General features: G+C 70.2%; 15 protein-coding genes and 2 pseudogenes. 11 read left to right on the top strand and 6 right to left on the bottom strand.

Annotated features, from left to right (window positions below; translation table 11 throughout):
• Positions 1-9: 9 nt before the first annotated feature.
• The 4 genes and pseudogenes from GR130_RS13290 to GR130_RS13275 all read left to right on the top strand — a co-directional run.
• Entirely contained in the window at positions 10-987 is a 978-nt protein-coding gene (locus GR130_RS13290) for an aldo/keto reductase (RefSeq protein ID WP_159504916.1), read from the top strand.
• Positions 988-1,013: 26 nt separating this feature from the next.
• The gene (locus tag GR130_RS39780) at positions 1,014-1,463 is read left to right on the top strand and encodes a hypothetical protein (RefSeq protein ID WP_236573003.1); all 450 of its coding nucleotides are present in this window, start codon (positions 1,014-1,016) and stop codon (positions 1,461-1,463) included.
• A gap of 94 nt (positions 1,464-1,557) precedes the next feature.
• On the top strand, positions 1,558-2,337 hold the full coding sequence (locus tag GR130_RS13280; protein ID WP_100602399.1) for an NAD(P)-binding domain-containing protein: 780 nt from the start codon (positions 1,558-1,560) through the stop codon (positions 2,335-2,337).
• Between the two features lie 47 nt (positions 2,338-2,384).
• Positions 2,385-2,682 (top strand): annotated as a pseudogene (locus GR130_RS13275) (transposase); the annotation flags it as partial.
• 112 nt (positions 2,683-2,794) lie between these two features.
• Here the strand turns inward: GR130_RS13275 and GR130_RS13270 are convergent.
• Positions 2,795-3,631: a helix-turn-helix domain-containing protein gene (locus GR130_RS13270; protein WP_159504914.1), complete on the bottom strand. Its 837-nt coding sequence runs from the start codon at positions 3,629-3,631 to the stop codon at positions 2,795-2,797.
• 102 nt (positions 3,632-3,733) lie between these two features.
• Between GR130_RS13270 and GR130_RS13265 the strand changes: the two genes are divergently transcribed.
• Together GR130_RS13265 and GR130_RS13260 are read left to right on the top strand one after the other, a co-directional pair.
• A complete protein-coding gene (locus GR130_RS13265) occupies positions 3,734-4,330 on the top strand; it encodes an NADPH-dependent FMN reductase (RefSeq protein ID WP_159504913.1) in 597 nt (198 codons plus the stop codon).
• Between the two features lie 11 nt (positions 4,331-4,341).
• Entirely contained in the window at positions 4,342-5,310 is a 969-nt protein-coding gene (locus tag GR130_RS13260; protein ID WP_159509943.1) for an aldo/keto reductase, read from the top strand.
• A gap of 612 nt (positions 5,311-5,922) precedes the next feature.
• On the opposite strand, the gene GR130_RS13255 is transcribed toward GR130_RS13260, so the two are convergent.
• On the bottom strand, positions 5,923-6,858 hold the full coding sequence (locus GR130_RS13255; protein WP_159504912.1) for a zinc-binding dehydrogenase: 936 nt from the start codon (positions 6,856-6,858) through the stop codon (positions 5,923-5,925).
• Between the two features lie 68 nt (positions 6,859-6,926).
• On the opposite strand from GR130_RS13255, the gene GR130_RS13250 reads away from it, so the two are divergent.
• The 3 genes from GR130_RS13250 to GR130_RS13240 all read left to right on the top strand — a co-directional run bounded on the left by GR130_RS13250 (position 6,927) and on the right by GR130_RS13240 (position 9,208).
• Positions 6,927-7,565, top strand: coding sequence for a TetR/AcrR family transcriptional regulator (locus GR130_RS13250; protein ID WP_159504911.1), 639 nt, complete (start codon positions 6,927-6,929; stop codon positions 7,563-7,565).
• A 392-nt stretch (positions 7,566-7,957) separates the two neighbouring features.
• Positions 7,958-8,734 carry a GNAT family N-acetyltransferase gene (locus GR130_RS13245; protein ID WP_159504910.1) on the top strand — a complete coding sequence of 259 codons (777 nt, stop codon included), beginning with the start codon at positions 7,958-7,960 and terminating at the stop codon, positions 8,732-8,734.
• Positions 8,735-8,932: 198 nt separating this feature from the next.
• Entirely contained in the window at positions 8,933-9,208 is a 276-nt protein-coding gene (locus GR130_RS13240; protein ID WP_159504909.1) for a hypothetical protein, read from the top strand.
• A gap of 97 nt (positions 9,209-9,305) precedes the next feature.
• Here GR130_RS13240 and GR130_RS13235 read toward each other — a convergent pair whose 3' ends face one another.
• From GR130_RS13235 to GR130_RS13220, 4 genes are all read right to left on the bottom strand, one after another.
• Positions 9,306-10,349 carry a recombinase family protein gene (locus tag GR130_RS13235; RefSeq protein ID WP_236573002.1) on the bottom strand — a complete coding sequence of 348 codons (1,044 nt, stop codon included), beginning with the start codon at positions 10,347-10,349 and terminating at the stop codon, positions 9,306-9,308.
• A 226-nt stretch (positions 10,350-10,575) separates the two neighbouring features.
• Positions 10,576-11,019: a DUF2267 domain-containing protein gene (locus GR130_RS13230; protein WP_100602391.1), complete on the bottom strand. Its 444-nt coding sequence runs from the start codon at positions 11,017-11,019 to the stop codon at positions 10,576-10,578.
• A gap of 71 nt (positions 11,020-11,090) precedes the next feature.
• Positions 11,091-11,486: a DUF2267 domain-containing protein gene (locus GR130_RS13225; RefSeq protein ID WP_100602390.1), complete on the bottom strand. Its 396-nt coding sequence runs from the start codon at positions 11,484-11,486 to the stop codon at positions 11,091-11,093.
• Between the two features lie 102 nt (positions 11,487-11,588).
• Positions 11,589-12,020: an Hsp20/alpha crystallin family protein gene (locus GR130_RS13220; RefSeq protein ID WP_100602389.1), complete on the bottom strand. Its 432-nt coding sequence runs from the start codon at positions 12,018-12,020 to the stop codon at positions 11,589-11,591.
• A 128-nt stretch (positions 12,021-12,148) separates the two neighbouring features.
• Between GR130_RS13220 and GR130_RS13215 the strand changes: the two genes are divergently transcribed.
• Entirely contained in the window at positions 12,149-12,778 is a 630-nt protein-coding gene (locus GR130_RS13215) for a type III effector protein (RefSeq protein WP_159504908.1), read from the top strand.
• A gap of 54 nt (positions 12,779-12,832) precedes the next feature.
• A pseudogene (locus GR130_RS40465) lies at positions 12,833-12,916 on the top strand (VOC family protein); the annotation flags it as partial.
• Positions 12,917-12,943 lie beyond the last annotated feature (27 nt).

The following is a 12,943-nucleotide window of genomic DNA, read 5'->3' as shown; positions in this document are numbered from 1 at the left end:
GGAGGAGCAATGAACCCCACCCTTGGACCCGACGGCCCGGCGGTCTCCCGACTCGGCCTCGGCTGCATGAGCATGACCGGCATCTACGGCCCCACCGACCCGCACGAGGCCGCAGCCACCCTGCTGGAGGCCCTCGATTCGGGCGTGACACTGTTCGACACCGGCGACTTCTACGGCGACGGAGTAAACGAGGAACTCCTCGGTCGGTCCCTCGCACCGCACCGCGATCGCGTCGTACTGGCCACCAAGACCGGAGTCCGCCGCACCGCCGAAGGCCTGGTCCCCGCCGGCTCACCCAACGATCTGCAGCGTGCCTGCGAAGCCTCGTTGCGCCGGCTGCGCACCGAACACATCGACGTGTACTACCTAGCCCGCATCGACCCCGCCGTGCCTGTCGAGGAGTCCGTCGGCGCCCTGGCCGACCTGGTGGCCCAGGGCAAGGTGGGCCACATCGGCCTGTCCGAGGTCTCGGCCGCCACCCTCCGCCGCGCCCACGCCATCCATCCGATCAGCGCCGTCCAGACCGAGTACTCGCTGTGGGAACGCCATGTCGAAATCGACATCCTGCCCACGATCCGCAGTGTCGGCGCCACTCTGATCGCCTACAGCCCTCTCGGTCGCGGTCTGCTGACCGGGTCCGTCCGCGCCACTACACGGTACGAACCCGGCGACTTCCGCGCCACCGCTCCCCGCTACAACGGCCACGACCTCAAGGCCAATCTCGCCATCGTCGACGCCATCACCCACCTCGCCGCTGCCAAGAGCGCAACCCCCGCTCAGATCGCCCTCGCCTGGCTCCTCACCCGCGGCGGCGACGTCATCCCCATCCCCGGCAGCTCCCGCCGCCCCCACCTGCGCGACAACCTGGCCGCCCTCGACCTGCACCTGACCGCCACCGACCTCGGCGACATCGACGCCGCCGTTCCCGACGCCGGGGCCCAAGGGGCCCGGTATGGCGACCACGGCATCGCCCTGATCGACCAATGAAGGGAAATGAAGAGAGAAGCACCCTGATGACGCAACCACCCCATGCACGAAGGCTGCTCGCAGCGATGTACGTGGGCCTTGCGCTCACTGTCCTAGCGACGATCGCCCCGTACATCGACCGCGGCACCACCCATCTGCTGGCCGACCACATCCGGGCCGCCTATCCCAGCTACCTCCAGGCGCGGGTCGACTCGGCCGTCACCACCTGCCTGGTCGTGATGTCCGTCATCGGAGCGCTCGGCGTCCTTGCCTGGCTCACGATGGCCTGGGCTGTCAAGGCAGGCAAGCGATGGGCCCGTCCCGCCGCGACCGTGGTGTTCATGCTCGGCACCAGCGTCGGACTGGCCGGGCTGCTGACCAAGGACACCTCCGGTGCGACCGGACTGCCGCCGGAGCTGGGCTGGGCCGGGATGATTCCCAGCCTGGCGGGCGTCGCCGCGGTCACATTGCTGTGGAGAAGCCCCCGACTGACGTGACGTCGACTCGTTCGACTCCATATGTGAGGAGCCGACGGCAACCATCGCGACCGCACAGATCGAGCACCAACACAAGTCACGACTACCGCGCACCATGGAGGAAGACACAGTGCAGCGCATCGGCATTATCGGAGTGGGCGAGATCGGCCGGGCCATCGTCGAGGGCCTGCGCAACGAGGGCAGTGCGTTGCCAGACGTCTTCCTGTCTCCCCGAGGGGCCCGCACCGCCGCCGAACTGTCCGAGCGCTATGAGGGCGTCCAGGTATGCGCCGACAACCAGGAGGTTGTGGACCGCTCCGAGCTGGTGGTCATCGCCGTGCGCCGCCAGGACCACCACGAGGCCCTCACCGGGTTGAAGGTGAACGACGACAAGATCGTGGTCAACCTGATCGCCGGCGTCGCCACCGACGACCTGCGCCGGACCCTCGCCACCGGCGCCCCGATCGTCCGCGCCATCCCGCTGCCCGCAGTGCGCGAGCGCCGCTCCGTCACCGTGACCTGCCCCTCGCACCCAGCGGTCGACTCCCTCTTCGATCAACTGGGAGGAGCGCTCCCCGTCGCGGACGAGGGCGCCTTCAACGTCTTCTCCGCACTGACCGGGACGCTCACCGCCCACTACACCTACCTCGCCACGCTCACCTCTTGGGCTGTCGGCAACGGCATCGCCCCCGACGCCGCCGACCGCTATGTGCGCGGCCTCTTCCAGAACGTCGGCCGCTCCTTGGACGACGAGACCCGCCCTCTGCACCAACTCGCCGCCGACCACGAGACACCCAAAGGGAACAACGAGCGCATCCGCACCACCTGGTTCGATCCGGCCAACGCCGCAGCCCTCGAGGAGGCCCTGGACGGCCTCCTCGCCGATCTGAACTAGGGTCTGTTCCGCGGAACCTGTGACCGCTGCGGTCCCGGATCATTGGCATGAGCACGACGCGCGAAGATCTCACGAACACGGAGTGGGTCCGGCTGAAGTCTCATCTGCCGAAGTCCGATAGGCGCGGCGGTCGTTGGGCGAGCCACTGCAAGATCGTCAACGGGATCCTGTACCGGCAGCGTATCGGGATGCCATGGCGGGATCTGCCTGCGCGTTTCGGTTCGCGGAGGAGCATGTACGAACGCCACAGGCGCTGGTCGTCAGACGGCAGACGGCAGACGGCAGGATCGACTGGTCGATGGTGAGCGTGGTTCGACCTCCTGCCGGGCTCAGCATCGCGTAGGGGAAGCGCCGATCGAGTCGTGGGGTGCGTTTTCGCTCGACGTCCCCTGCCTGGTCGTGGATACCACGCAATGCTGGAAGCCGTCCCTGGACCGGATCGTCGAATTCGCCACGCTCAGGAGATCGCCCGCAGGCGGGCCGGGGCTGGCTGGGTGAGCCGGTCGAGGTGGGCGGCGGTGTCCTCGTCGGCAGGGAGCAGGACGAGGAGCTGCTGGGCGTCGGCGGTGAGGTCCAAGCTCTCGCGCAGCAGGCGGAGTTCGGGCCCGGCCGGGTGCTGGAGGCGGAGCGGTCCGCGGCGGGGGACGCGGTGGTTGCCCAGGCGGCGGGTGAACTCGGAGCCGGCCACGGGGGCGAGTTCGGTGCTGAGCCACTCGGAGTTCTCGGCCGAGGGGCCGAGCCAGAGGTCGAAGGCCTGCTCGTCGGCGACCTCGTCCCAGTCGGGGAAGAGGGTGCGAGACCGGGGGTCGGTGAAGACGTAGCGGGTGAGGTTCGGAGCCGGGCCGTCGAGCAGGCCGGTCGTCCCGAGGACGGCGGCGTAGCCGCTGGTGTGGGCGAGGATGTCGCCGAGGCGGTTGGTGACGGCGGCGACGCCCGGTTCGAGCAGGCGCAGGGTCTCGCGGACGGCCGGGCGGACGTCGCGGGGCGGCGGGGCGGGCCGGGTGTGGCCGGCGCAGGCGCCGCCGGTGATCTTCGCAAGGTAGCGCAGGTGACCGCGCTCGGCGGGGTCGAGGCTGAGGGCGTCGGCGAGCGTGTGGACCACGGCCGGGGAGGGGTTGCGGTCGCGGCCCTGCTCCAGCCGGGTCAGGTACTCGACGCTGATGCCGGCGCGGACGGCCAGGTCGGAGCGGCGCAGCCCGGGCGAGCGGCGGCGGCCGTGGTCGGGCAGGCCGAGCGTCTCGGGCTGGATGCTGTCGCGCTTGGCGCGGATGAAGTCCCCCAGTGGTGTGCCCATGCGACGAGCGTAGCGGTTGGCGGCAGCACGGAGGGTGGCCCTGCGGGGGCCAGCCTGGGCACGGTCTGGTTGCGGCCGGCGGGCGGGCCGATGGTGGTGGACATGGAGAAGAACACGCACAAGTTGGTGATCCTCGTCGGCAGCGTCCGGGAGGGCCGGTTCGGCCCGGTGGTGTCCTCGTGGGTGGCCGAACAGGCCGTCGCGCACGGCGGGTTCGAGGTGGAGGTGGTCGACCTGGCCGAGGTGGACCTCCCACTGGCCCTGCCCTCTGCCCCGCCGAAGTTCGCGGGCGCCGACTACCCCCGCCCGGCCGGGATGGCCGGGCTGACCGAGGCCCTGGAGGGCGCGGACGCCTTCCTGATCGTCACGCCGGAGTACAACCACAGCTACCCTGCCTCGCTGAAGGCCGCCATCGACTGGCACTTCACCCAGTGGACGGCCAAGCCGGTCGCCTTCGTGAGCTACGGCGGCGCGGCAGGCGGCCGGCACGCCGTGCTGCACCTGGAGAACGTGCTGACCGAGCTGCACGCGGTGACCATCCGGGACGGCCTGGCCTTCCCGAACTACTTCACCGCCTGGACGGACGGCCGCCCGGACGACCCGCAGGCGGCCGGCTACGCCAAGACCATGCTCGACCAACTGTCCTGGTGGGCGGGCGCGTTGAAGCACGCGCGGGCCGCCGAACCGTACCCGGCATGAGCGGGGGAACGATGGAGTACGTCAAACTCGGCGGCACCGGCCTGACGGTCAGCCGGATCGCGCTCGGCTGCATGGGCTTCGGCGGCAGCGGCCATGGGCACAACCCATGGGCGCTGGACGAAGAGGCAGCGGCGCCGGTCTTCCGGCGGGCGGTCGAGCTCGGCATCACCTTCTGGGACACCGCCAACGTGTACGGCGGCGGTGCCTCGGAGGAACTGGTCGGCCGCGCGGTGCGGCGGTACACCCGTCGCGAAGACGTCGTCCTCGCGACGAAGGTGGGCCTGCCGATGCACGACGGCCCGGGCGGCTCCGGGCTGTCCCGCAAGGCGATCCTGGCGCAGGTGGACGGCTCGCTGGCCCGCCTCGGCACCGACTACCTGGACCTCTACCAGCTGCACCGCTTCGACCCGGCGACCCCGGTCGAGGAGACCGTGGCGGCCCTGCGGGAGGTGGTGGCGGCCGGGAAGGTCCGGTACGTGGGTGCCTCCTCGATGTGGGCCTGGCAGTTCGCCAAACTGCAGCACACCGCGGCGCGGGACGGCGGCCCGGCCTTCGTGTCGATGCAGCACCAGTACAGCCTGATGCAGCGCGAGGAGGAGAGGGAGATGTTCCCGCTGCTCGCCGACCAGGGGGTGGGCAGCCTGGTGTGGTGCCCGCTCGCCTCCGGGCGGCTGGCCCGCCCGTACGGGCAGGCGACGGCCCGCTCGGCCGGGGATCCGGTCGCCCGGCGGTTCTTCGCGGACGTCGACCGGCCGATCGTGGACGCCGTGCAGTCCGTCGCGGGGGCCCGGGGCCTGCCGATGGCGCAGGTCGCGCTCGGCTGGGTGCTGGGCAACCCGGTGGTCACCGCCCCAGTCATCGGCGCGACCCGCCCGGACCACCTGGACGACGCGGCGGCCGCGCTGGACGTCCGGCTGACCGGCGACGAACTCGCGACGCTGGAGCGTCCGTACACCCCCCGGCTGCCCACCGGGTTCTGAGCACGAGGTCCGCGAAGATCGGGGCCTCGGCGGTGGTTGGCTCAGCCGAGAGGACACAGAACGACGAGCGGGGGCGTCGATATCGCAGCGGGTCACGGCGGTCGCGCGGCTGCGGGCAAAGCCGGGGCGCGAGGCGGAGATGCGGGAGCAGGCGCGGTCGATGGTGGTGCTGAGCATGGCAGAGCCCGCTGCCTGTCGTACCGGAACTACGTGGACCCGGACGATCCGCGCTCCTGGGTGGTCGTGGACGAGCGGGAGCCCTGAGATGCCTTCGAGGCGCACCTGGCCGGCCCGCACCTGGCGCGCTCGCTGGAGCGTACGGCCCAGCTGCTGGACGGCCCGGAGGAGTTGCGGTGCTGACGGTTTACCCAGGGAGGCTGGGCGTTGAAAACAGCTTCTCAACTTGAGGTTTAACGTTGCGAGTTGGAACGCGATACACACGTCGGGTCTGGAGACAAGCGCCACTTGTCTCCAGACCCGACGGCTACAGGCGGTGTCGCCGATCCGGCACTCCTGAGCGGATGCGCCGAAGTAAACTGCCGACACTTCGCCCTGATGGCTCGCAGTCCGCAGGGTTGTCACGGGACCAGCAGCGGACGTCTTTCTGTCCGCCTAGTGGATGTCAATGACGGCTTTGCCCGGCACGCGGCGGCCTGCCAGTTCGGCGGCTGCCCGCGCCACCTGCGTCCAGTCGGTACGCAGGGCGACTTGCGGGTCCAGCTCGCCGCGGGCGGTGAGTGCGGCCAGCCAGGTGAGGTCGGCGCCCAGACCTACGGCATCGTCCAGCAGGTAGTAGGTGGCGATCTGACGGTTGTGGCGACGGCCGTTGCCGAAGAGGGCGCCGTAGGGGAACTGCTCGCCGTCGCCGGATATGTGCCCGGCAGCAACCAGCACGCCGTTCTCGGCCAGGGCACCGTGTGCGGCGACCATGTGGGCGCCGCCGACCAGTTCGACCACGCCGTGCACCGGTTCGAGGTGCTGGAGCGCGGCCAGGTCGGTGACGATCTCGTCGGCGCCGAGTGCGCACAGCGCGTCCGCCTTCGCCGGATCGCTGGTCACTGCGGTGACGTGTGCGCCGCCCCGGGCCGCGAGTTGCAGGGTGAAGCGGCCCACGCCGCCGCCCGCGCCGGTCACCAGCACGCGTCGTCCCAGGATCGGGCCGATGCGGTGCAGGGCGCGCAGGGCCGTGCCCGCTGCGACCGGCAGTGTGCTCATCGGGCCAAGGTCGGCTCCTTCGGGCACGGTGCCGATCAAGTCGGTGTCCACGACGCGCAGTTCGGCCCAGGCGCCGTCGTCCCCCACGGTGACGACGGGGGTGCCGGCCACGGGACCGGAGCCGTCGGCGGCTGCCCGGACCACCACACCCGCGGCGTCCCAGCCGGGCACCGTACCGGCTTCACCCTCGGGGACCACATGGTGGACCTCGCCGGCGTTGAGGGAGAACGAGTGGACCTGGACCAGGGCCTGGTGGGCGGCGGGTTCGGGGTCGGCGACCGTGGTGAACGCAAGGCTTCCTGGGGCTGAGTGATCAATCGTCAGTGCCTTCATGGCGAGAGATAGTGCCACTGAGTGGCATAAGCTTACAAGTGGCAAAAGCTGCTGGTAGGCTTCATCCTGTGCAGAAGGACCCGAAGGAACTGCCGCTGCGTGAGCGCAAGAAGCTGCGGACCCGTCAAGATCTGGTCGACACGGCCCTCGAACTGTTCACCGCTCGGGACTTCACCGCGGTCACACTCGACGAGATCGTCGATGCGGTAGAAGTCTCCAAGCGCACCTTCTTCCGCACGTTCACCTCGAAGGAAGACGTGGCACTGGCCCCTGAGAAGGAACTGTGGGCCGCCTACCTCACCGACATCGAGACCCGGCCCCTGACCGGCGAGCACCTGCTTGGCGCCTACAAAGACGCGCTGTTCGCGGCACTGGAACAGATGACGGACGGCTGGGAGCAGCGCTTCCTGGCCAGCCGCAGCCTGGCCGACCGCACCCCCACGCTGACCGCGCACAGCCTTCGCCATTGCTCAGAGGTCTCCGCGAACGTCGTTCGCATCGTCGCAGACCGGCTGGCCGGACAGGTCCCCGGCCACACCGAACTACGCCTGCTGCTCGACCTCATGCTCGCCGCCTGGCACTGCGCGCTGGAGGCATGGACCGCATCACACACCGCACGGCAGGACCGCCCTGCACTCATCCGGCACATGCACAAAGCCTTCGCAGCGATCCCCGCGGTCGCGGCACTGGCAGCACAGGACAGCTGAGCGGACAGAACGAGGTCCATTGCTGGTCCCGTGACGATCCTGCTGACTACGAAGTCATCAGGGCGAAGTGTCAGCAGTTGACTTCGGCGCATCCGCTCAGGAGTGCCGGATCGGCGGCACCGCCTGTAGCCGTTGGGCCTGGAGACAAGTGGCGCTTGTCTCCAGACCCGATGTCTGTATCGCGTTCCAACTCGCAACTTTAAATGTCAAGTTAGTGGACTTAAAGCAGTGATGGCATCGGCATCGTGCGCACTCTTGTCGTCGTCGCCTCAAGTCCACGCAGGTCAAGGGTGGCTACCGGGAGGCCGTGGCTGGGCCCGGTTCGGGTAGGGGCCGGTTCGGTCCGCTCATTTTTCGTTGCCTCGTGCGCCTGGTGATGCTGGAGTGAGCGGATGGATCAGGACACAGTGCTGGCGGTCTTCGATCGCGAGATGCGGCAGGGCATCCGGGCCGATGGGCCCGGAGCCCGGGTAGAGAGGGTGGGCGGCGTCGTACGTCATGTGGGCGCAGACGCCGACGGCTGGAACGGGGTCGTCTGGTCGGAGCTGGACGAGGCCACGGCAGACGCCGCGATCGCGGAACAGGTGGAGTACTTCACCTGGCTCGGGCGCGGGTTCGAGTGGAAGTTGTACGGGTACGACCGGCCGGCCGACCTGCCCGGACGGCTGCGGGCAGCGGGTTTCGTACCCGAGCCGGAGGAGACGCTGATGGTCGCCGAGATCAAAGACCTGCCCACGAGTGTCGAGCTGCCCGAGGGTGTTCGCCTGCTCCCGGTTACCGATGCTGCCGGGGTCGAGCTCGCGGTGGCCGCGCAGGAGCGGGCGTTCGGCGAGGCACGGCAGTACCATCGGCATCTGTTGCTCGGCCAGTTGGCCGCCGGCTTGCCTCCCGCGGTCGTCGCCATGGCCGGTGACGTGCCGGTGAGCGCCGCACGGATGGAGCTGCACCCGGGGACGTCCTTCGCGAGCCTGTGGGGCGGGGGCACGGTGCCGGAGTGGCGCGGCCGGGGCGTCTACCGGGCCTTGGTCGCCTTCCGTACCCGCATCGCCGCCGAACACGGCTACCGCTACCTCCAGGTCGACGCGTCCGACCAGAGCCGTCCGATCCTGCGACGCCTCGGGTTCGTACCGCTGGCCACCACCACCCCGTACGTCCACACGCTCGGCTGACCTCACCCAGAACGCGGCATCGACCGACCGGGCTCAGCGCCGCGAGGACGACGAGGCCGCCGGTGACCGCGAGACTGGTCAGCACCGCCGGGAAGGCAGCCCATGGCCTGCCTGGCGCGGGCCTGATAGGAGCCGTCGGACACGTCGTAGGCGCCTGGTCATGAGGGTGATGGCTGCCCAGGTGATCAGCGTCTCCGAGTGTTGGACGAGCCGTTAGTAGTCCCAACGGACCGCTACGTCTATCTCGACGGCCGTGGCGGCAGTTGCGCGATCCGGCCGGGCGTCTGGCGTGACACACCCCGCGACACTTCCCCCACCCCACTCCCGATCCCCTCCATCGCCTGGTGGTTGCACCACCTCGGCGCCTCCCCACCCACCCCCACCGTCGCCAACCGCACTGTCATCTCCACCGACCCCACCGGCCTGGCTACCTGGGGTATCGCCGAGGTGAGCCCAAAAGGGGCCATGGGATGATCTTGCTCCGTGATTGATGAGCAGAATCCTGGTGTGCTGGGTGGCTGGCTGGCCCCGCTTCCTTGAGCGTCGGCGGGACGCTCGTCGCAGGCGGGGGTCAGCCCCTTGATCCCGCCCGGCGACAGAGGCCGTCACCGCGTCGCCACGGCCTCGGCTCCGGTACGGGGCTCAGGAAGCGCGCCGCTGGCCTGGAGGGCTGCGAAGTCGGAGTGGGCCTGGGCGACGGCTTCGGGGTACGCCTCGCGCTTGGCGTGTTCGGCGAGGGCCCGGTAGATGCTGGCGACGGAGGGGTTCTGTCCTTGCGCTTGCCGATGGGGATGATCAGGTCGGGCTGGATCTGCTCGACGGACTCGCCGCCCGCGCGGCGCCGCAGCACAGTGTGGAGCATGTCGTCGGTGATGACCGGGGGCCGGCCGCCGTGCTTGCCCTTGCGGGCCGCGGTGTCGAGCCCCTCCAGCGTCGACTCCCGGATGTTCTCCCGCTCCGTCTCCGCCATTGCCGCGAAGAACGCGAACAGCAGCTTCCCGGGCCCGGTGGGGTCGTAGATGCCGGGCAGCGGGCCGGCGAGCATCTCCAGGATGAGGCCGTGGGCGGTGAGATGGTCCGCCAGGGCGGTGAGTTCGGCGGCGTCGCGGCCGAGCCGCTTGATCTCGTACACGGTGAAGATGACCCGGCAGTGCGGGGCGTGTGCCTTGACCTCCCGCGCCGTCCTCAGCGCCTCCTCGAACTTCGGGCGGACCCGCACCCGGGTGCTGATCTTCTCGCTGAAGATCTTGTCCCTCGGGATGCCGTGCCCCGCGAGCGCGTCGAGCTGGGAATCAAGTTCCTGCCCGAGCGTCGAGCAGCGCGCGTAGCCGATGCGGATGTCCGCGCTCGGCAGGTCCGGGTCGATGGGCGCCGGCGGCGGGGTGCCCGGCCGCCACGGCCGGCCCGGGCCCCGGTCCGCCGGGGTCGGGACCCGCAGCGCCTTCTTCAGCCGGGGCACCATGGTGAAGCGGCGGGTGTGGTAGGCGGAGGCGACCGCGCCGCCGCGCGAGCGGCAGGGCGAGCCGGGCTGGGCGCCACACTTCGGACAGGCGTGCTGCTCCACGTCGTCCGCGTCCGACCGGTCGGTCGAGGAAGGGGGCTGAGGGTCTGTCATGGGCCCGGATTTTCGCACAATGCAAGTCTCAGAAGGGGGTCCGTTCCGCTTTTGAGTGAGAACGGGTTCTGAGGACGAATCCGGGATCGGCGGGGGTCCGGGCCAGCGTGGCCCGGACGGTGACCAGCAAGGTGAAGTCCCCGATCCGCGCGATCGGGGACTTCACCAGTACGAGACCGTCCGGCGGGGGTCGGGGCGGGCCTCTGTTACGGCTCCGGGTGCCCGCTTACGCGGCCGGGGCGAGTTCGGCGCGGCCGAACAGCAGGGCGTAGCCGGTGGGAAGCTGGTACAGGATGCGGGTGATCAGGTCGGGGCCGGCGTGGGCTGTGACGGCGGCGAATACGGAGCCGGTGTCCCAGCGGGTGGTGGCCAGGGAGGCGCCGGAGCGGGCGGCGAGGTCCTTGACGAAGGCCCAGCCGGTCAGCGGCTGGGTGTCGGGGATCTGTGCGGTCAGGACACGTGCGGCCTCCAGGGGCAGGCAGGCGGCCAGGTCGACGCGTTCGTCGCCGGTCAGCTGACGCCCGAGCCCTCCCAGGACGAGGCGGACGGCTTCGTCGGCCTTCTCGCGGGTGGGGTAGGCGCCCTCGTAGCGGACTTTCTCCAGCATCTGCTCGTACGCCGTCTCGTACGGCTGCTGGTGCCCTTGAGGTGCGCGTACGTCGGTGATCACTGCTGTGCATGCCTTTCATCGGAGCCGGGATGGGGTGGCGCCCGGGGGTGTGGCACCACTCCAGGTCTTGGTCAGGTGGGTTGTGGGCGGCCGAAGAGGAGGTCGTAGCCGGCGGGGAGCTGGAGCAGGATCTGCCCCGTCAGGTCGTTGCCGGCGGTGTCGGCGACCGTGGACAGGACGGCGCTGACGTCCCAGGTCGCGGTGTGCTCGGTGGCGCCTTCGATCCAGGCCGCGGTCGCGCGGACGAACCGTTCGGGGGGCAGCGGTTCGGCGCTCTGCAGCGGGTTCAGCAGGATCAGTGCGAATTCCTCCGGCAGGCGTGCGGCGAGCTGGGCTCGGACCTCGCCGACCAGGTGCGCGCCGAGCAGGGCGAGAACCACGCGGGCCGCCCGCTCCGCTTCCTGCACGGTCTCGTACTCACCGCGTTCTCTCACGTGATCGAGGAACGCTTCGCGTCGCAGAGTCATCTCGGCCGCCCCTTTCCTGTTCGAACTGTCCAGGGGTGCGGAGGACGGGTGATGAGGAGGAGATCAGGTGCCTGTCCTCCGCACCGGTCCGGCCGGCTGGTGTCAGCCGGAGATCTCCTTGCGGCCGGAGCCGACGCCGATGGAGATCTTGCGGGGCTTGGCGCGCTCGGCGATCGGGATGCGCAGGGTGAGCACGCCCGCGTCGTAGTCGGCCTGGATGTGCTCGGTGTCGAGGGTGTCGGCGAGCACGATCTGGCGGGAGAAGGCGCCCAGCGGCCGCTCGGACAGTTCCATCTGCACGTCGTCGGCCTTCGCCACCGGCCGGCGCTCGGCCTTGACGGTGAGCATGTTCCGCTCGACGTCGATGTCGATCGCGTCCGCGGTGACACCGGGGAGGTCGAAGGCCACCACGTACTCGTCGCCCTCGCGGTAGGCGTCCATCGGCATCGCCGACGGCTTGGACCAGGTGCCCGGGCCCATCAGCTGCTGTGCCAGCCGGTCCAGCTCACGGAAGGGGTCAGTGCGCATCAACATCGTGAAACACCTCCAGCGGTTTGTAGGCAGTTGCTGCCAATGCGCTGCACTGACACCGTTGTAACATGTCATCCAATGGATGACAAACATGATGTCGTCGACTTGATGACATGACGAGGGAGGTGCCCGTGACCGCAGCAGACCAGCCGTCCACAACCAGCACCGACGCCCACAGCCCGGCGTCGTTCCTCGCCGCCGCGGCGGCCCTCAACGCCATAAACGACGCCCTGCACACAGCCCAGCACGAGACCCCTGGCAGCCCCGGCACCGGGCCGGGCCCGGAGCAGGCCCTGGCCTCCCTGATGCTGCTGCGGCAGGTCCGCGAGCAGCTCGCCGGATGGGAGACCGGCCTGATCGAAACCGCCCGCGACGCGGGCGCCAGCTGGGCCGACCTCGCCCACCCCCTCGGCGTCACCAGCCGCCAGGCCGCCGAACGCCGCTACCTGCGCGGCCGCCCCGGCCCCGCCGGCACCACCGGCGAACAGCGCGTCACCGCCACCCGCCAGGCCCGCGCCGCCCAGCGCACCACCGCCACCTGGGCCCGCCACAACGCCGCCGACCTACGCCGCCTCGCCGGCCAGATCACCGCCCTCACAAACCTGCCCCCCACCGCCCGCCGCCCGCTCAGCGAGCTCCACGCGGCTCTCGCCCACAACGACCCCGCCGACCTCATCGCCCCCCTGACCGCCACCCGCCCCCACCTGGCAGCCACCCACCCCGGCCTCGCCGCCCAACTCGACAGCCTCACTCCCCCCTGACCCCGCCTGGTGCACCGCACCACCATCCAGGTCAGCCTCCGCCCCCGGGCGAACGAGTTGTGGCCTGGAGATCCGGACGGGCACAAGGTCGTCATCGTGGAGGTGCCGGCGGATCACCCGCTGCGGTACCGGCCCTGACGTCGGCGCCGGTCTCCGCCCCGGATT

The sequence above is a fragment of the Streptomyces sp. GS7 genome (genome assembly GCF_009834125.1).
Taxonomy (GTDB): domain Bacteria; phylum Actinomycetota; class Actinomycetes; order Streptomycetales; family Streptomycetaceae; genus Streptomyces.
This window is presented reverse-complemented; position numbering and strand designations above follow the sequence as displayed.